Source organism: Haladaptatus paucihalophilus DX253 (assembly GCF_000376445.1).
In the GTDB taxonomy this organism is placed as follows: Archaea; Halobacteriota; Halobacteria; order Halobacteriales; family Haladaptataceae; genus Haladaptatus; species Haladaptatus paucihalophilus.
In genome coordinates this window covers 2,316,586-2,335,512 of the sequence record NZ_AQXI01000001.1, presented here as the reverse complement: position 1 = coordinate 2,335,512, position 18,927 = coordinate 2,316,586, and the positions used below count along the sequence as shown (strand labels likewise).

Here is an 18,927-nt window from a genome sequence, read left to right as displayed (position 1 = left end):
TTCGAAACAGCCGACGGAACTCCGACAAACCGTCTGAACAGTCACGCCGGTTTATTCGCTATTTGCGAGTATTTCGGGCCAGAGAGACAATGGTATCAGACGAGAACACCGGACGGGAAACGGAAGAGGAGCGAATCACGGACGAGACGACGGAGGAGATATCGGACTACGACGAGGAGCGCGGCGAGGAAGGACGACGAGAGGTAGAAGGACGACGAGAAGTGAAACGACGGCGGGAGGAAGAGCGACCGCATCCACCGGCGGGTCCGGCGCGGTACGAGGGAAAACGACAACCGGAGGGCGAGTACGAACGACCGGCGAAATCATCCTCGTACGGCGGACGGTACGGAAGCAGGGTTCCGAAACGCGGGGCGGAGGAAAACGAACAGAATGCACGCGAACAGCGCGAACGGGAAGGACGCGCGCCGCGAGAGAGCGAGGAGGAAGTCGCCACTGAATCGTCGGAGGAACCGGTCCGTAAATCGGAGACAGGCGAGATACCGAAGTACGGCGGTCGCCGCGACCCGAATTGGAAGCAGCAACGACAGCGGGCGAAAAGCCGACAGCGACAGCGCGAGGAGGTGGTTCGACGATACGAACGACAGGCGAACGCGGCGCTTTCCCGACAACGGGATTTGCAGGTCGAAAAAGGCGGACGACGGTACCACCGCGGGCGGTGATAACCGCCTTCGAGTCGGACCAAATCGCCGCCGTCAGTGACCGTCAGCGGTGCGTAACCGCGGTCAGTCGTTGGCGTCCGTTCGCGCCGTTCTCCGGGCGGCGCGGTCGATGAACTCCTGTGGAAGCTCGTCGATTTCTCCGGCCTGAACGCCCCAGAGATGCGCATACAGGCCGTCGTTGCCGATGAGTTGGTCGTGGCGACCGCGTTCCACGATTTTGCCGCCTTCGAGGACGACGATTTTGTCCGCGTCCTTGATGGTCGAGAGGCGGTGGGCGATGGCGAACGTCGTCCGGTTCTCGGTGAGTTTGTCGAGGCTGCGCTGGATGAGCATCTCCGTCTCCGTGTCCACGTCGCTGGTCGCCTCGTCGAGGATGAGGATTTCCGGGTCCTTCAGAATGGCGCGGGCGATGGAAATCCGCTGGCGCTGACCGCCCGAAAGCTTCACGCCGCGCTCGCCGACTTTGGTGTCGTAGCCGTCGGGCAGATTGGTGATGAACTCGTGCGCTTCGGCGGCCTTGGCGGCCGCCTCTATCTCCGCGTCGGTCGCGTCGAACGTTCCGTACTCGATGTTCTCCTTGACCGTCCCGTAGAAGAGGAAGGTGTTCTGGCTGACGTACCCGATGTTCCGGCGGATGCTCGGCAAACTCACGTCGCGGATGTCGGTGCCGTCGATGCGGATGGCACCTTCGTTTACGTCGTACATGCGGAGCAGGAGTTTGAGGACGGTGGATTTTCCGGCCCCGGTCGGGCCGACGAGCGCCAGCGTGTCGCCGCCCTCGACTTCGAAGGTGATGTCCTCCACGATGGTTTCGCTCTCGTCGTAGCCGAAGGTCACGTGGTCGTAGACGACCTCTCCCTCGGTGACGTCGAGGTCCTTCGCGTCGGGGTCCTCCTGAATCCGACTCGGTTCGTCCATCAGCCCGAAGATGCGGGCACTGGAGGCGTACGCGCGCTGGTACATGTTGATGATGGACCCGAACTGCGCCATGGGCCAGATGAACCGCTGGGTGAGGAGCATGAACGTGACGAACTCACCGGCTTCCAAGTTCCCCGAAAAGAACCACGGTCCTTCGCCGTTGAACACCCAGAGGCCGCCGACGATGAACGTCAGTGCGAAGCCCAGCCCGGAGAGAATCTGGAGCGACGGGAAGAACTTTATCCGGGTGACGATGGCGTCCCAGTTCGCGCCGAAGTAGTCGTTCGACACGTCGTCCACGCGGTCGGACTCGAAGGACTCCGTGTTGCTCGTCTTGATGACCTGAATGCCGCCGAGGTTGTTCTCCAGTCGGGAGTTGACCTTGCCGACCGACGAGCGGACGTCGGAGTACTTGGGTTGAATTATCTGGATGAACTTGTAGGTGAACGCCGCGATGAGCGGCACCGGCACCATCGCCACAAGCGCGAGTTGCCAGTTGATGGTGAAGAGGATGGCCGCGATGGCGACGACCATCACGCCGAGTCGGAAGGCGGAGTTCATCCCGTCGTTGAGGAACCGCTCCAAGCGGTTCACGTCGTTCGAGAGGATGGACATCATCTCACCGGTCTGCTTGTCCGAGAAGAACTCCATGTCCAGTCGCTGCATCTTGTCGTACGTGTCGGTGCGAATCGAGTGCTGGATGTTCTGGGCGAACGAGTTCCAGCCCCAGTTACGCCCCCAGTGGAACATCGCCCCCACGCCGAACGCGAGCGCGATGACGACGACCGAGAACCAGAACTGACCGATTTCGGTGCCCGGTGTAATTCCCTGGGCCATGCTCGCGGACAGGAACGGAACCTGCCCGGAGAGCGCCTCCGAGTAGGGTATTTTCTTGTTCGTGTTGATGAGAGAATCGAGGGCGACGCCGAGAATTATCGGCGGTAAGAGGTTGAGAATACGGGCAAAGAGACTGGAGACGACCCCGACGACGAAGGCGAAGCGATTTTCGCCCCCGTATTCGACGAACAGACGCCGCATCGGATTGTCGGCGTTCTCCCGCTGTTCCTCGAACGGGTCGTCTTCGTCCGTGTGTATGCTCATTATTCTCTCTCAAGGGACACCGTATTGATAAGAGTTTCCTACGAACCGAAACACCGTCACTTCAGTCGATGTTGCACCAACGCAGGAACGGCCAAGTCACGCATAAGCGTTCGGGCAGGGAGGATATCCGAAGCGATGGTCGCTATCGCGGAGGGACGGATACACCAGGGTTCGTTCTCCGTCCGATCACAGGGAGAGAAGGAACAACTGCGGGAAAGATACATTGTTTCTAGAAACGAGATACGTGGTCACTCGAAAACGGAGACGTAGCGGCGGTTACAGGCTACGACTTTCGACGTCGGGGTCGATACCGGCTTCAGTCAAATCCATACGCACGCGTTCCCGGAGCGGGCCGGGCACCGTCCCGCGGCCGACCGGAACCGCCACGTCGCCGTCCCCCTTCACTTTCCAGTAAAGCACGCATTGGCTGGGGTGATAGTACTCGATGCTGTAGTAGTCGTCAGCGCCGCGGTAGTGGACGCGGGCGGCGAACCCGTCCACCTTCCAGCCATCCTGTTCGCCGAGTTCGGAGAGCGTGTCGTCCATACTTGCGGATTGCTAGCGAGCGTGGTAGTCGTTACGAAACCGAGAAAGTAACAGTTATTCCTCCGGAGCGATTTTTCCACGGTACGGGTTCGTGGTCTAGTTGGTTATGACGCGGCCCTTACAAGGCCGAGGTCGGTGGTTCGAATCCGCCCGAACCCATAATTCTGCGCGATGCAACGTGACGAGCGAAGCGAGTCACCGCATCGCGGAAAATTCTCGTGAGGGCGATTGGAAGTAGACCGGGCACGCGCAACGTAGTGAGCATGTCCGGGCGTCGTTCGAATCCGCCCGAACCCATCCACATTCTGCACGATTTTGAGCCAACGGATTTGTGCCCTACAGGGCTTCTATCCGTTATTTTCTGCTTTTGGGGTCGGAGACTAGTTTCAACCACTTCTGAGTTCAACCATTCAGTCTCCTCGGGTCGCTCCTGTCTTGCCTTCACTGCGAGCCGACGGTTCGATAGGAGGTAATCAATCGCCGATTGCGTGACCTGCAGCGTCAATTTTATTGATCAATTCACGATTGATGACACAACTGAATTACGAGTAGTAGTTTAGTCAAATAGAAGAAAAATGGGGTTGTATTATTTGTCTTCAGTCGTACTCCCAACATCACGGGAAACGGCTTTTGCTCCGTCAGGGTTTCCAAAAAGTGGACAAATCGAAACGTTCGACGCACCGACAGTGTTAGTAGTAATCAGACGCCACAATCGAGGATATAATTTACTTAAGTTGAGAATTTATTCCAGAGCCATTACTTTGCTCGATGTCAACTGCCCCCCACTACCTATTTTAAAGGAAATATTTTCCCCCCGTATTTTTCCATCTCTCTTTTGAAGTGTTATTTTCATCGAAGTTTTTGATGCACCCGATAACAAACGACATTCAACTATGTAGGTACCTTCCCAACGTAGAAATTCGTGAACGGCCTTTCGCTTGTGCGATTGGATCGTGAATGATGTGTGTGAGAAGGTTCCTGCAATCGGTTCATTAGCCGGTGCTCTCGTAACCCGAATAGCAACCACGTGAGGAAAAGAGTGATTGTTTTCTACAATAACCCCTCCGGCTTGAACTGGGTTCGATTTCTGTAATGAAGGGAAATCCGAACATCCTGCAAGGGATGAGATTCCAGTGAGTGCGGTGATTCCAAAAAACCGGCGAGTACAGCGCATTTCATACTTCACTACGAGTGAACGAGATATAAAATCTACCGAATTTATTTGAGCTGCAATCTATTCTCAAATATATATTTATATATTAAAATTATAAAAATTTTAATTTTTATTATTTCTTGAATAGTTTGCATGGCGTTAAAAGATAGCCATAAAAATAGGCGTACCGTCCTCAAGACAATCGGTGCGAGTGGGTTTGGTATCGTAGCAGGTACCGGGATCACCAGTGCAAAGAAGGGCTCTCAGTATGTGGGTTTCACCTACGATCCCGTTACTAGAGAGATATACGAGCCAGCATCCGCAATTATCAACAAATCTGGCGATGAAATCTCAGGTCGGTTTCAGCTGAATAATCGAACAGGTATCATCAATACAAAAGAGCAAAAAGTAACGGTCCCACTTGCAAAGCTAAACCCGGTCAATCGATTCTCTTCCACAACTGTTCCAAGCTCCACCATTTACGAAGACCGGTCGAAGAACTTCGGAAAACAAGTTCCCACCTCGAAAGCGGTTGGGTCTGATAGCAACAAGATAGTACCGCTGAGTATTGAGATTCACGATGCACAAAACCTCACTGGTGTATTCAAGTATCCAGATGAACGGCACGGTCTTGGCTATGCGCTCGAGCCGGTCGAAGAATTCACGACGAAAGCAAAGGCACGTAAGTCAATCAAACACTCGCTGAAACTGCGACAGCAGGTCGAATATGGCGAGCGTACGGAGTACCACCCAGCTGCCAATAAACTCAACAAATAACGATGAGTAAAGATATACATCCGATTACGACAGGAACCGTTCCCCTACGCAATACTAGCTCCCAGGGAGGGCAAAGCTATACGACGACCTGTGAGATTGCGTATGGTACGAGCGGATATGACCGAGAGATCGGTGAGACACGGTATTATCAACTCCCATCACAAGGCAGAAATAAATGGGTTCAGCAGATCTGGTTTTCCGACAAACCTTCGAATCCATATGAATACGGCGACTACATCTATCAGTGTGAGTTTACACATTCGATCAATGTCTTACCGACAACGGCCCCGGACGGCAAGTCTATTAGCGAACCGGCCTATCTCGAATACCCACACCCCGATAATGACGAGTGGGTTTCCCATGGCTTGGTCATCCAACCAAGTGCAGCGATTGGTCCATTCTCAGTGACATCAGAGCAGGGATACGTTCTAGATATTGGTCCGACTTCAACAGTAAAACAAGACAATGAGCCATATGGTAAGATCACGTGGGATCGCTCACATTTAACTACCAACTCTGGTTGGTCGGACTCCCAAGACACTGCAAGGGGCGTTCGTGTCGATGTCGTTGCCACCAACCTTGACCCAAGCAAAGATTATGCGCCAAATGGCAACGAATATCAAAGTGGAGATATCGGTGTCGAGAGCACGGGAACGTTGTCGTACACATACGATATCGCGGGTACACGGATCTATGAGACTGCAGATCCGGGTCCGTGGTATGAGTGGATCTCACTAGTGTAACTGATCCCCATATCTTTTTACATCATATCATCAGAATTATTTACAAAGTAGAGACATTTCTTTCGCAGTCAACGGGTCAAGGGGGTCGAGGTCTGATCCAATAGTTGAGTCCTATCGAGGGCGACAGAACCCGAATCCCAAACCCTCGTTTGAGGGCTTGCAACGCTGGAGAACTGATGGCTGAGCCGTCCGAGGAATCTGGATTAGTCCAACCCATTGGATTTTCGTGGCATTTCGTGGTGAGCGAAGCGAACCACCGAGGCCACGAAAGGAAACGTTCGGCGGTTCGAACGAAGCAAGTCACAGCCCGCGGAGCGAGCAACGCGAGTGAGCAGGAATGTCTTGCACGTAGTTCGAATCCGCCCGAACCCATAATTCTGCGCGATGCAATCCACCAAAGAGCAGTGCGACACCTTCGACGGCGAACGCTTCTATCGCGGGGAATCGTCGTGCTGACCGCGAGCAGGAGGTCGCTCACGACCAGTGCGCCGACGTTCCTCCGACGACGAGAACCCGTCCCGGCCGATCGTGAAGAACTGCTGATAGCCGATACTCGCTAACAGAGCGAGGAAGGGAAGCGGGTACAGCCAGTACGCGCGATAGGCGCGGACGAACAGGGGAATCGTCATCGCGAACGCGAGGAGGGTCGCCGTGACGACGGGAGCGTTCGTCGAACGAAGGACGCGTTTCGAACCGCGTTCGGTGACGAGTTGGTGGACGACGACAGCGGCCGGAACGAGGAGGAAGAGGTGTTTGATGGTTTCACGGTAGAGAGCGGCGAGCCACCGGCTCGTGTCGCCGATGAGCGACGGAACGGCCGGGTTGGTCGTGTACTTCTTCGCGGCACCGAACGACCAGTAGAGCGCGCCGTGGAAGGACGCCGACCCCCATACGGCGTACACGAACGCGAAGGAGACGGCGACGACGACGAGCCCACCGGCGACGAATTTCGTGAGCCACGCCGTCCAATCATCGCGTTCGAGGTAGCGAAGACCGTCGTAGGCGAGAACGGGAACGGCGAACACCGCGTGCTGGGAGAACAGACCAGCCGCCGCGATGACTGCACCGCGTGCGAGGGGATGTTTGACCCAGAGCGCGAGGAGGATACCCGCGATGGCGAACGAGCGAACGTTGACTACGGTACCCCCGGTGGCCGGAACGCTCGTCAGGAACAGTAGTCCGGCCATCAGTCCGACGCGGGAGGCGTTGCGCTCGGCACAGATTCGCCAGAGGAGGATGGCGGAAAACGCGTTCACGATGCCGATGAGCACGAAGAAGACCAGCAGATACTGGCCGGTCGCCGCGACGGCGACGTTCAGCAGTTCGAACAGGGGCGGTTTGTTGTCCACCGCCGGACGGACGTACATCGGCTTCCCGGCGAGGACGGCCTCGGCGAAGGGTCGCCAACAGCACCGGACGTCGATGTGCGCCTGCCGTCTGCCGGATAGAATTCGAAAATACCGATTCAGCGTTTCGAGGATGCCCAACAGGATGAAACCGGGGACGATGAAGGCGGGTGATTTGAGCGTTTCGCGTTCGAAGGATGAGACGTGCATTGTACTAGCGGGGAAGGAATCTGAACGGTGACGGTGGAGGGTCCGTCTTCCCGTTCGAACCTGTTTGCATATTCACACCAATTGGTAGAATAAATATTTTCTCTTGTTATCCGACGATATGGTCAAGTAAAATATGTATCTGGATTTGCCACCAATTAGCCATTCCAAGAGCGGTCGAGGGGGGGGGAACGGTCGCAACGCGAGGGGAGCACTCGCGTGTTCACCAGCCGGAAATCGCTCGTTACTCGGGTGCAGCTCGATAGACCGCCGAAGTTACGCTTCCCACGAGAGTTCTACGCCGAGATCGGACCAAATCCACGCGTCTTCGTTTTCAGGGTCGTACAGTTCGACCCCGCCGTCGATTTCGCGTTCCAAGCAATCATCCCATCTATCGGTGTTCTCTTGCACCATTTGGGTATCTCGAACTGCGGTACCGTGTAGCAATAAGCTTTCTCCCGGTCGCGGTATTCACCGCTTACTCCGTTCCTGACGGCGACCAGACTGAAAAATGAGACGACACTATTCCGCGGGTTTTTCCCGAGCGGGTGCGGGTGGTTGGAGTTCGATTCCCACGTCGTCGGGCGTCAGAACGTCCGGGAGCGTCTCGTCTCGGTCCCCGGTAATGTCCGCGAGTATCTCTTTCAGGTACGCGTTGAACAGTTCCGGGTGCTCGCTCATCGGGAAGTGGCCGATTTGGGCCATCTCGACGGCAGTCGCTCCGTCGCCGACCCCTTTTGCCGTTTCCCGTCCATCGTCCGGCGTCGTGAGGTAATCGTACTCGCCGTTGACGATGTACAACGGGCACTCGTCGGCGTTCACTTGGTCGAGTTTGTCCCGGTAGTCGTGGTCAACCGAGTAGTAATAGAGGTCGCCCTTGAACACGCCGTTCGCACCCTGTTCGTACAGGTACATCGTCTCTCGTCGCGTCTGCTCCGGGCTCTGTGGAGCCATCAATCCCCAGCAGGAGTAGGCGTTCACCTCGGTGGTGTTGACCTGCGGATGGTCGAGCCAGTCGATGTAAAAGCCCGGACTGTGCGCACCACACTCCAGTCCGATGAGCGCTCGGAACCGGTCGGGATACCAATCGGCCAGTTCGAGCGCGATGTTGCCGCCCATCGACGACCCCATGTAGATAGGGTCGTCGAGGTCGAGCGCGTCCGCGAGCGCGACCAGCGTCTCGGTGAACTGCTTCGCCGTCATCGTGTAATCTTCCTCCCACCACGATTGGCTGGTCGGGGGAACCGACTTCCCGTGATACGGCAGGTCGTGGGCGATGACGCGGAAGTCCTCGGTTATCTCCTCGTCGGTGAGGAGGTGGCGCCACTCCTGACAGTTGTTGCCCGCGGTGTGCTGACAGAGGAGCGGAATCCCGTCTTCCGGTCCGTTTTCCTCGAAGTAAATCCGGTGGTCCGTACCGCCGATCTCCGTGTGGACGTACTTGCCCGTGATCGGCTCGACGGTCCCGTGCTCGGCCATGTTAGCTCCCCCCGTTGTTGTGTGCGACGCGCATCAAATCGAGGGTTCGCTGAAACGCGCGCAAGTTCTGGAATATCTTCTTGTTGTCTCCCCGCATCTGGAGGTGGCCGTCCTCGTTTCTCACCGCGCTGCGATAGTGCGAGGCGACGATTTCGTGATTGAACGCGGGCGGGTTCTCCTGGACGAACTCCTCCCACGCCTCGCGGGAGCCTTCGACGCCGAACGACCAGCGGTCGTTCAAGGTCGGATTCGGCATGATGTCTCGAACCTTCCCGCCCTGCATCTCGACGAGGAATCGCTCGTCGCCGATCTCAACGTAGAAGTTGTCGTTGAACTTGTCGTGGCCCCGAACGCCCATCTCGGGGTCGCTATTCACCGTTTCCTTGTATCGTTCCCACCACTCGTGCGTGGCGAGGTCTGTGTCGTTCATGCTCTCCCCCCAAGACAGGGGGACAAGACCCAGCGTGATAAAAAATCACATAATCAATCCGGTGCGTGAGACGCGGAATCAGACAGCGATCTCCCGCAGTCGGGACACTGCTCATCGACCATCGTCACCGATGCGTCGCACGCGGGGCAAAACTCCAGATAGCAAGCACGTTCACCCATGCGAGAACGTACCACGACAACGGATAAATGGCTTCTGTTACCCGTGCGTGGGTGCGTTAGGAGTTTTCCCTCCGCCCGCCTCCCCTCCGGTGGATTTCGAAATCCTTTTTTGTACCATCCGCCTTTTCCAGAATGAGCCGCCTTAGCTCAGACTGGGAGAGCACTCGACTGAAGATCGAGCTGTCCCCGGTTCAAATCCGGGAGGCGGCATGTTTCTACGACCGACAATGTGAACGAGCGGAGCGAGTGAGCCGTCGGTCGTAAAACTGCACCCGAGCAGATTTTTGAACCCTGCAAGACACAGCCCGCGAACGAGCGTAGCGAGTGAGCCGGAATGTCTTGCTTCGGTTCAAATCCGGGAGGCGGCACTTCTGCGATTTCAAACCGACGAGCGGAGCGAGTCGCGTTGAAATCCAGAGTGGTCCCGAACGGATTTGAAGTAGACCGGACGTAGCGCCAAGCGATAGCGAGGCGACCGTCCAGGCGTAGTTCACAATCCGGGAGGCGGCATTTTCCTGCGAACAACGTGAGCAACAGAAACGGCATCATCCAATCACAGCCACGAAGGGATATCTTTCCAACCGTAACCCTCCAAATTCATACGGAATCCATACAGAGTCCCAACTATGAAAGAACGGTGGCTCTACTCGTGGGCGCTCGGTTCGATTTCGTTCGGCGGTGCGTCCCTGCTGATACCGCTCTACATCGTCGAACTCGGTGCCTCAACGGTGGAGCTGGGTATCTTGGCGGCGACGGCCGCACTCATCGGTGCCCCGGGAGCGATAGTGTTCGGCCGACTCGCCAATCGTGTCGACCATCGGCGGCCACTGGTGGTGATAACACTCGCTACCGTCGCCATCTTCCTCGCCGCGATTCCCTTGTTGAGCAGCGTGACTGCGGTCATCGTCGCCAACGCCGTCATCTGGCTGGTCGTTTCGTCCATCGCACCCGTGTTGACGATGCTGGTCGTGGACGACGCGCCGGAATCCGCGTGGAGTGAGCGTATTGGGGTGCTGAACAAATATCAGGGCTATGGCTGGGCTGGTGGTCTCGTGCTTGGGACCATCTGGCCGTTTGTCGGGGGACAACTCGTCGGGGAGGAAACCGTCACTCGCGCGCTCTTCTGGGTGTTCGCCCTCAGTGCGGGGATGAGCGTGATAGGGGCTGTCCGGTCGCTTCCGCGTCCCGACCCGAGCGCCCACGTCACGAGCGAACGAAAAATCCGCAAGGTTGCGCGACTCCTCTCGACCTCAAATCGAGGCATAAAGGGAACCGCCTTCGTGTTCTCACCGAACCGGTTGTACTGGACCACCCGACAGTTCCATCCGCGCAGACTCCTCAACCGGATCAATCCGGCCTTGGCGACCTACCTAGTTGCCGCCGTGCTTTTTTTCACTGGGTTCGCTGTCTTCTGGGCACCACTGCCCTTGTTTCTCACAGAGACCGGCTTCGACTCCGAGGAGGTGTTCGCCCTCTACTTGGCTTCGAGTCTCGCCTCCGCGGTTCTCTACGAGGGCGTCGGGACGTTCGCATCGCGATACGATGTTCGGCTCCTTCAATCTGGTGCGCTCGCGGTTCGTAGCGTGCTCTTTCCGGGAACTGCACTGGTGGCCGGTTTGGGGGCCGTGACGCTCGGATTCGGGGCCGCTGGCGTCGGTCTCGCCGCGATCGGCTTGACGTGGGCGGTCATCGCCGTCGTCGGCACTGCAATCGTCACCCGTCTCGCACCACGGAACGTCCGTGGCGAAGTTCTCGGGGTCTACACGGCCCTCAGTGCCATCGCAGGTGGTATTGGTGGGGTACTCGGTGGGTGGGTCGCTACCTTCGGTTACGGCGTCGCGTTCGGCGTCGCGGGCGGATTGGTGCTCCTCGGAGCCATTCTTGTCCTATCGCTCCGAGCACTATCGAAGGAGGGTCATGCGACCGAACCACGCCCGGATACGGATGCTTCTCGTGTCGATACGGCCATTCCGACATCGACGAGCGAAGGTAGTGAGAAGCGCGCCGGATGACATCGATTCTCTCACTCACGAGGTCAGTCGCCTCGACCAACTCATCGAGAGCGGAGCGAACTAACATGCACCCGACCGCGATTTGAATTAGACGAGACGCAGCGGGAGCGGAGCGAGGCGACTGTCTCGACGTAGTTTCAAATCCGGGAGGCGGCATTCTTGTGATTCTGATCCGCGAGCGAAGCGAACGACGGCAGAATCACGAATACACGCAACAGTGATTCCCACACCCGCTCACGACCGGTCGGGAGTCATCAGCGAGTAGAACAGAAAGACGAGTCCCAGACCGATGAGTGCCGATTCGCCGGTACGGAGGACGAGCAGTTCGGTCATGTCGAGTTCGTTACTCCGCTTTATCAGGAGTTCGTAGACGAGTTCGGTCAGCGAGCCGACGGTCACGGTGCCGAATCCGAGAATCGCGTATCGGAAGGAGCGCTGTCCCACCCGTCGGTACGCCGCATAGCTCAGATACGTGAGCGCCGAGCCGACGACGAAGACGAACAGGTTCGTGAGGACGAACGTCCAGAAGAGGACGCCGTTCACCACGAGCGCTCACCTCCGGTGTGGACGAGCGACACGTCAATCAACTCCGTTTTCCGGCCCTCTGAGACCGGTCCACGCCGATACGAATCGGTCGATGAGGTCCTCGTCGAACCGAATGGTGACGACGAATTCGCTGTCACTGATTTCGAAGCAGATGCGGTCCATGTTCGTCCGGTACGTGTTGTAATGGTTCCCCCTTTCGTCGATGACGACCTCCTGTTCGAGCAGGTCGTACTCGTGGAGTTTGTTGATACGCCGATACACGGTGGGTTTCGACGCGCCACACTCCTCCGCGAGTTGCTGTACGGACATCGCCGCGGAGCTGCTCAAGAGTAGTATCTCCCTCGCCGTTCCGCTCGCCAGAACGTCGAAGATGTCGTCAGGTCCCCATTCCTTGCTCACAGACGAACGTAGGGCCGCATCGGATAAAAACGTCGGTCCGGTAGGCGGGCGATTTCGGACCCCGAAATAGCGCGCCTGTCTTTAATCACGTGGCGCTCCATACGTCGTTACAGGGCGGGTCGAAATCCGAGTGGTTTGCTCTTAACGTTCGACTCGCCAACGAGTGAGACCCATGAAGGAATCAACGAGCAGCATGCCGGTCGAACCGGCCAACACTCAATCACGGGACAGTTACGAACGCGGTATCGGTTCGGACGAATCCGTCTGTGAAGCCGTGGTATCGGCAGTAATGGCGGCGGAAAACGCCGACATGGACGACCTCGATCCGCTCTACTTCGTCGTCGATGGCGATGCCCTCGAACGGATCACCTCCTCCGACGCGGTGTCGTCCGTCGCGTTCGACTATCTCGGTTATCGGGTGGAAGTGACGGGGGATTCGCGCGTGGTTCTCACCCCGGAGACGTGAGTCGAGACGGAAACAGAAACGGAACGATGCGAACTCCCACTTCCCTTACCGCATCTGAAAAGAACTTTTAGTTTCGATTCGAAACAACCTTCGTGGACGCTCGTTTCCCGAACCGCGACATCCTTCAGCAGCAGTAGTATCCTCGAGTTACCGATGAACGCGTACAGGTGACTGAATGGAGATAGAAAGGGTTGTCCACAGTAATTCGAGGCAGACCCAAGCGGCGATTACGATACCGATACCGATCATCCGTCCGATATCAGAGAACGTTAGCCAGGTGGGCTTTACGAACATTATCGCGTTAAGTATTTTCGTCGGGAGTACCTGTTTCACGCCAGACCACAGGTTTTGTAGTCGAGACCGTTCTATGGTGTGTGACGCTTTTCCATCGACAGTTGTCATACCTCGGCTCTGTAGATTTGCTGTACGGGCGCTCGGACCACCCGCGCTTTCATCACCGGTACCAACTCGCTCGGATTCGTATATTCGACCCGGACCGTGGTAGTTAATCACCGTCTTCTTCTTCCCAGATTTATTTACCTCGATGATACGTCCGGAGTTGGTGTCGGTGATAAGTGTATTTCCGTTCGGAAGGCGATCAGCGTCACGAGGCCAGAGCATTTCACTATCGCTCCAAACCCACGTTTGTTCCCATTTTCCATCGGTTCGTTGATATTCCACGATACGATTATTTTGGGAGTCAGCAAGTACGACAGCGGGGCCACCGTTACTTTTGGAGATATAATCCGGGTTGTGTTGTTCGTACATTATATCATACTCGTTATCAGACCCCAAAGTCCAGTTCTTTTGGAAACCAGTCGTTCTATTGATGAAAATTACCGCATCCTGGTTCCGAAGACTGAGCATGATTCGACCATCATCGAGAACTTCTATATCGTTCAGATGTGTCCAATCGCCAGGGAAATTCGTCCCAAACGCGTTCGAACCCCCCGAAGACAAAGGAAACGCATCTTGTGCATTCCACCGCCAGACGGTTACTCCGGTCCGAACATTTACGATGTATGCCTCGTTTCGTTTGATATCTGCGATGGCGTAGTGAGTGTCATTAATTCGATCAATATCATGCCACTCATTATTTATCGTACCTCGACGAATCCTAGAGAAGATAGAGTTGACACGTCCAGTAGTCAGATTGATTTCTTCCACGACATTGCGGACACATTTCGTATCTGCATGACATTCTGAGCGGGTGAGAACATCTGTTGCGGAATATACATACGTGGACTTCGTTCCCCTGACGGGATCAACATCCCAGTAAGAGTGGTGTGACCTGTTTCGATATAGAAGACCACCACTCCGATTATAGACAGAAAGTGGGCCGTGGAACGCCGTAACAATAGTCAATCTAGATTCATTTTTAAACGTTGAAGGAGATATATTTGAGCCGGCGGACGTTTTCTCGACAGAACGACCACCAGTGGTAACGATAGCTGCAGAGAGGAGCACTAAAATAACGAGAAATAAAATACGGAGCGTAATTTTCGTTCGTTTTGAGAGTACTGAAATTCGATCAATCATATTTAGGAAGGGAATGACACATCACGTAACTGTTTTGGATTAGTAGCGGAAAGCGGTCCTATTCGAGAGATGAATAGAACGATCTGATACTGGAATGTAAAAAGTAGATTCTCGATACAGAATAAAGGGCGTCGACAGGAAGGAATTCTAATGCGAACCGCAAGGTGTGTTTAGATATGTGAAACAGTAGAGTGGTGAAAAGCAAAATACTCATTTCCAGTAGGTCAAATATTCGGGATATGGTTGTTAGAGACATACATCAAACTCTTCGGCATAGACTCCAAAGCGAAGGAGAGATTTGGCTTATTCTATTATTTACTGGAATCTGGTACGGTATGAACATGGACGGAGCCATCTTCATGGATGGAGCCATATTTGCACGAGCAAGTAAATCGATGTTAGAAGGATACATATATGGAAATCCGACTCATTCGCATGCACCCGTAGCAAAATATTTTATGGCGATTAGTCAGGCAGTGTTTGGTCCGACCGAATTCGGAGTGAAATTACCAAGCGTCGTATTCGCACTCGGAACACTGTATGTAACATACCACCTTGGGGAAGAACTCTTTTCACGACGAGTAGGAATAGTAGCAGCAGTCGCGCTTGCTGGCAACCCAGTGTTCACACGATGGACCGCAACCGCCTATCTCGATATAACGTTCACGTTTTTCGTAGTGCTCCTTATGTATTCCCTCGTCAGATGGAGTTCTACCAACTCACTACACACGAAATACGGACTCCTCGTAGGTGCGTTGATAGTAACGACTGCTGCAACGAAACTACAAGGGGCGATATTCGCGCTTGCAATCGCCGTCGGGGTTCTCTATACTATCAAACATCGAATGAACGATAGGCGCGAGGCATTGGAAGATGTTAAAAGACTGCTTACGGGAGGAGTCATCGGTCTCGTAGTTATCTACATTCCATTTCTGTTCTCACCGCATCCCGACTACTATGCGGGACATAGTTTCCCGTTGGTGGTTGAGTTGATATTTCAGATTCCACTTTTGAGTAACATCGTGTATGCTTTTGGAGAAGCCTTCGCACACAACATGGACCACATAAATACGGGGCATCGAGTTCTAGTCGCAGGAAAAGAGTATCAGAAGCCGCCATTTTGGTCGTATCTCTACTGGATGGCCAACGGAAACGGGATTATTCCAGCACTAGGTCTTATCGGACTGCCATACCTGTTCCTCCGCTCGGGTATCAAAAAGAGAGTTCCCGTAATCAAACGCCAAAAAATCGTTCTGATCACCATCGTTACATTGTCCCCACTGATACTCATCAGTTCAGTCAGCGTTAAAAATCCGAAATACGTTCTTCCACTCTATCCTCTCCTCATCATCATTGCGTCCGGGTTCGTCTTCGGAATTCTCGATGAAATACTAGACTTCAAAAATATAGTTCCCTATCGGTACATGGCAACCATAGCTATCGCTCTTTTGTTAGTGTTTTCTGCGCCAGTTCTTGGAATCAGCGGAACTTTCACTAAATCCCCTCGTTCGGATTCTCAGTACGATGATGTGACATCATACGTAATAAATGACACGATGACACGAGAATCAAAGCAACCGGTCCGCGTTGCTGCGGGTGTCCCACTTCCCATTCGTTGGTATCTCGGAGATAAACGAACTATCGACTACTCGTTTGAATCAGAAGCGACAAAACGCTATGACATCGATAATGACGGATCCACGGATCTGGTTCTATCAGGAATCGGATATCAAAACGCTAGCGTCGAAAAAAAGACACGGAAAGCGATACAGGAAAATAAACTTTGCTTCGCGATTGATACGGTTGGCCGGACACCAAAACGCGATGACACGATGCGAAAATTGATATCGTCGAACGGAACAGCCGTGCTTGAACTTGAGAGGACCAGTAAAGGAAAGAAACTCGTGCTGTACCGATTCAAATCAGGTTGCAAATAATTCTGAATGGGAACCATTCAAATCGATTGATATAGAGAGTATATATCGGAATATCCAAACACCCCAGTCTTTTACCGCATCTGAAAAGAACTTTTAGTTTCGATTCGAAACAACCACTGTGGACGCTCGTTTCCCGAACCCGGCACGGTGGACTATTCTCGCAATCGGTCTCGTACTCTCCCGTCTGGGCCTCGTCGACGCGAAAAACGTGCGGCGAACGACGGATTTAGCGTGGCCGCGCATCGTCACCGGCATCGCTCGAATGTCGAAAAACGCCGTCGACGTGGCGTTCGTCGGCATCGCCATCGGACCGGCGGCCATCGCGGGCGTCGGCTTCGCGGCACCGTTTTGGGGCATGGCGTTCTCGCTCGGCGGCGGCTTTGCGGGCGGGACAATCGCGCTCGTCTCACAGCGATACGGGGCGGGCGCGTACGAGGAGATGGGCCAAGCGATTCGGTCGAGCGTCGCGCTCGTGCTGCTGGTCTCGCTTCCGGTTGCGGCCGCCTTCTGGCTATTTCCAACGGAACTCGTCTCGTTGATGACGGGCGACGAGATGACCGTCGAACTGGGTGCGCGATATCTGCACATCGTCTCGCTCGGAGTTCCGCTCGCCGCCCTCAACCTCGTCGGAAGTCGGATTTACATCGGCGCTGACGACGCGTGGACGCCGATGCTGCTTCGGGCGGGCGGCGCGGTGACGAACATCGTCCTGAGCGCCGTGTTCGTCTTCCAGTTCGGGATGGGCGTCGCCGGTGCGGCGTGGGGAACGGTCCTCTCGAACGTCGTCGTGACCGCGGTGTTCGCCGTCGGGGTCGTCGCCGGTCGGCTTCCCGGCGTGGGCGAACTGCCCGTGAAGGTGGACCCGACCGGGACGTATCTCGACGTGGAAACGGTCCGGCAGGTGGTGCACATCGGCTTGCCGGTCGTCGGGCGGAACATGGTGTGGACGGTCGCCAAGTTTCCGATGCTCGCCATCGTCGCCCTGTTCGGCCCGAGCGTCGCGGCGGCGTACGTCATCAGCCGTCGGATTTGGGGCCTGATGAACACGCCCGGCTGGGGATTCGGCTTGGCGTCGAGCAGCCTCGTGGGGCAAGAACTCGGAGCGGGAGACGAGCGGAGTGCCGAGACGTACGCCCGCGATGTCATTCTCTTCTCCGTGGCGACGTACGTCGTCGCGGCCGCTCTCGTGTTCGCGTTTGCAAAACCCATCGTGCTCTCGTTCGTCGCCGACTCGGGAGACCCGTCGATTCCCGTCGCGGTGTCGCTCGTGTACGTCTCGTGCGTCGCCATCCTAGCACAGGGAGTGAACGGGTCGGTCGCGGGGCCGCTCGACGCCAGCGGCGACACCCGCTGGCCGTTCATGGCACAGGCGGTTGGGATGTTCTGCTGTTCGATTCCGCTGGCGTACCTCGGGGCGACGACGGCGCTCGGAATAACGGGGTTGTACCTCTCGTTCGTCGCCGAGACGACGATTCCGGCGGTCCTCAACTACTATCGGTTCTCGACGGGACGGTGGAAAGTCATCAGCCGACAGTTCCGCCCCGAAGCGTCGTACGCGGACGACTGAGCGGGATTCAGCGAGAGCAGAGCAGTCTTATGCCGACTGCTATCGTATGTCTGTTGAGCGATGGCGGAACCACTCGGAGGAAACTATGCACGTCTGGAATACCTCACGTCGGTTCTTCGCCCGCCAACGACATCCCGTCGTCCTGTTCACCTACGGCGTCGCGCTTCTCGCGTGGATACTGCTCGCAACTCGCGTCCTTCCCATGCCGGGGTCGGCGATGGCGATGCACATGTCCGCTCCCGGAGTCCCGGAGGCGATGGCGCTGTCGAACGGGGTGGCCGGTGTCGGCCTCTATCTGGTCCTGTGGGGGGCCATGATGACCGCGATGATGTACCCGTCGTCCGCACACGCGTTTCGAGCGTACGCCGACGCGGTTGGGCAGACGACGAAGGTGAGACGGACGGCGACCGTCGTGTCGGTGATGGGAACGTACACGCTCGTCTGGGTCCTCACGGGGGTCGTCCCGCTCGCGTTCAATCTCGTTGTTCCCATCGGATCCATCGCGCCGGAGAACCGCGTTTTCCTGCTGGCGGCGACGCTGTTGGTGCTGTCCGCGTATCAACTGTCGCCGTTCAAACGCCACCATCTGGAACACTGTCGGCGACCCAGCGGGTTCTTCGAGGGGGACGTTTCGGGGATTCGCGGTGCGCTCCGTTCCGGATGGCGACTGAGCGTGGATAGCGTCGGGTGCTGTTGGGCGCTGATGGCGTTGATGGTCGTCGTGGGTTCGATGAACCTTCTCTGGATGGTCGCCGTCACCGCGCTGATATCCGTCGAGATACTGGCACCCGACGGCGAACGACTGGCACGAGGCATCGGGGCACTCTCGGGTGTCGCTGGAGTCGGACTGGTGGTCTTCGCGGTCGTCTGACGAAACCTCGCTCGACTCCCGTTATGTCCCT

At 55.9% G+C, this 18,927-nt stretch carries 17 protein-coding genes and 2 tRNA genes; 10 read left to right on the top strand and 9 right to left on the bottom strand.

The genetic code is table 11. The annotated features are described in order from the left end of the window. The first annotated feature begins 89 nt into the window (after positions 1–89). On the top strand, positions 90–680 hold the full coding sequence (locus B208_RS0113035) for a hypothetical protein (protein WP_007979792.1): 591 nt from the start codon (positions 90–92) through the stop codon (positions 678–680). A 63-nt stretch (positions 681–743) separates the two neighbouring features. Here the strand turns inward: B208_RS0113035 and B208_RS0113030 are convergent, their stop codons facing one another. Together B208_RS0113030 and B208_RS0113025 are read right to left on the bottom strand one after the other, a co-directional pair. Continuing rightward, positions 744–2,699: an ABC transporter ATP-binding protein gene (locus B208_RS0113030; RefSeq protein ID WP_007979794.1), complete on the bottom strand. Its 1,956-nt coding sequence runs from the start codon at positions 2,697–2,699 to the stop codon at positions 744–746. 276 nt (positions 2,700–2,975) lie between these two features. Continuing rightward, positions 2,976–3,245 (bottom strand): DUF7538 family protein, encoded by a 270-nt coding sequence (locus tag B208_RS0113025; protein ID WP_007979796.1) that lies wholly within the window; start codon positions 3,243–3,245, stop codon positions 2,976–2,978. 85 nt (positions 3,246–3,330) lie between these two features. Here B208_RS0113025 and B208_RS0113020 point away from each other — a divergent pair. The 3 genes from B208_RS0113020 (at position 3,331) to B208_RS23895 (ending at position 5,918) form a co-directional block, all read left to right on the top strand. Continuing rightward, a tRNA-Val gene (locus B208_RS0113020) sits at positions 3,331–3,404 on the top strand. Between the two features lie 1,147 nt (positions 3,405–4,551). Next, positions 4,552–5,175, top strand: a complete 624-nt coding sequence (locus tag B208_RS23900) for a hypothetical protein (RefSeq protein WP_007979798.1) — start codon at positions 4,552–4,554, stop codon at positions 5,173–5,175. Positions 5,176–5,177: 2 nt separating this feature from the next. Continuing rightward, positions 5,178–5,918: a hypothetical protein gene (locus tag B208_RS23895; protein ID WP_139025505.1), complete on the top strand. Its 741-nt coding sequence runs from the start codon at positions 5,178–5,180 to the stop codon at positions 5,916–5,918. Between the two features lie 431 nt (positions 5,919–6,349). Here B208_RS23895 and B208_RS0113010 read toward each other — a convergent pair whose 3' ends face one another. The 4 genes from B208_RS0113010 to B208_RS0112995 form a co-directional block, all read right to left on the bottom strand. Continuing rightward, positions 6,350–7,474 carry a hypothetical protein gene (locus B208_RS0113010; RefSeq protein ID WP_007979800.1) on the bottom strand — a complete coding sequence of 375 codons (1,125 nt, stop codon included), beginning with the start codon at positions 7,472–7,474 and terminating at the stop codon, positions 6,350–6,352. Positions 7,475–7,747: 273 nt separating this feature from the next. Continuing rightward, positions 7,748–7,885: a hypothetical protein gene (locus B208_RS23890; protein WP_154652461.1), complete on the bottom strand. Its 138-nt coding sequence runs from the start codon at positions 7,883–7,885 to the stop codon at positions 7,748–7,750. Between the two features lie 108 nt (positions 7,886–7,993). Then, entirely contained in the window at positions 7,994–8,950 is a 957-nt protein-coding gene (locus B208_RS0113000) for an alpha/beta fold hydrolase (RefSeq protein ID WP_007979805.1), read from the bottom strand. Position 8,951: 1 nt separating this feature from the next. Further along, positions 8,952–9,380, bottom strand: a complete 429-nt coding sequence (locus B208_RS0112995) for a hypothetical protein (RefSeq protein ID WP_007979807.1) — start codon at positions 9,378–9,380, stop codon at positions 8,952–8,954. 315 nt (positions 9,381–9,695) lie between these two features. Between B208_RS0112995 and B208_RS0112985 the strand changes: the two genes are divergently transcribed. Continuing rightward, positions 9,696–9,769: transfer RNA gene (locus B208_RS0112985), tRNA-Phe, on the top strand. Between the two features lie 416 nt (positions 9,770–10,185). Then, positions 10,186–11,571 (top strand): MFS transporter, encoded by a 1,386-nt coding sequence (locus B208_RS0112980; protein ID WP_007979808.1) that lies wholly within the window; start codon positions 10,186–10,188, stop codon positions 11,569–11,571. Positions 11,572–11,805: 234 nt separating this feature from the next. Here the strand turns inward: B208_RS0112980 and B208_RS0112975 are convergent, their stop codons facing one another. Both B208_RS0112975 and B208_RS0112970 read right to left on the bottom strand, forming a co-directional pair. Beyond that, a complete protein-coding gene (locus tag B208_RS0112975; protein WP_007979810.1) occupies positions 11,806–12,117 on the bottom strand; it encodes a DUF7521 family protein in 312 nt (103 codons plus the stop codon). Between the two features lie 33 nt (positions 12,118–12,150). Further along, positions 12,151–12,516: an ArsR/SmtB family transcription factor gene (locus tag B208_RS0112970; RefSeq protein ID WP_007979811.1), complete on the bottom strand. Its 366-nt coding sequence runs from the start codon at positions 12,514–12,516 to the stop codon at positions 12,151–12,153. Positions 12,517–12,688: 172 nt separating this feature from the next. On the opposite strand from B208_RS0112970, the gene B208_RS0112965 reads away from it, so the two are divergent. Continuing rightward, positions 12,689–12,982, top strand: a complete 294-nt coding sequence (locus B208_RS0112965; RefSeq protein ID WP_007979813.1) for a HalOD1 output domain-containing protein — start codon at positions 12,689–12,691, stop codon at positions 12,980–12,982. Positions 12,983–13,129: 147 nt separating this feature from the next. Here B208_RS0112965 and B208_RS23340 read toward each other — a convergent pair whose 3' ends face one another. Continuing rightward, the gene (locus tag B208_RS23340) at positions 13,130–14,521 is read right to left on the bottom strand and encodes an aryl-sulfate sulfotransferase (protein ID WP_049940975.1); all 1,392 of its coding nucleotides are present in this window, start codon (positions 14,519–14,521) and stop codon (positions 13,130–13,132) included. A gap of 239 nt (positions 14,522–14,760) precedes the next feature. Between B208_RS23340 and B208_RS0112955 the strand changes: the two genes are divergently transcribed. From B208_RS0112955 to B208_RS0112945, 3 genes are all read left to right on the top strand, one after another. Beyond that, positions 14,761–16,458: a glycosyltransferase family 39 protein gene (locus tag B208_RS0112955; RefSeq protein ID WP_232423793.1), complete on the top strand. Its 1,698-nt coding sequence runs from the start codon at positions 14,761–14,763 to the stop codon at positions 16,456–16,458. Positions 16,459–16,576: 118 nt separating this feature from the next. Continuing rightward, positions 16,577–18,025: an MATE family efflux transporter gene (locus B208_RS0112950; protein WP_007979819.1), complete on the top strand. Its 1,449-nt coding sequence runs from the start codon at positions 16,577–16,579 to the stop codon at positions 18,023–18,025. Between the two features lie 85 nt (positions 18,026–18,110). Then, a complete protein-coding gene (locus tag B208_RS0112945; RefSeq protein ID WP_007979820.1) occupies positions 18,111–18,896 on the top strand; it encodes a DUF2182 domain-containing protein in 786 nt (261 codons plus the stop codon). The last annotated feature ends 31 nt before the right edge of the window (positions 18,897–18,927 follow it).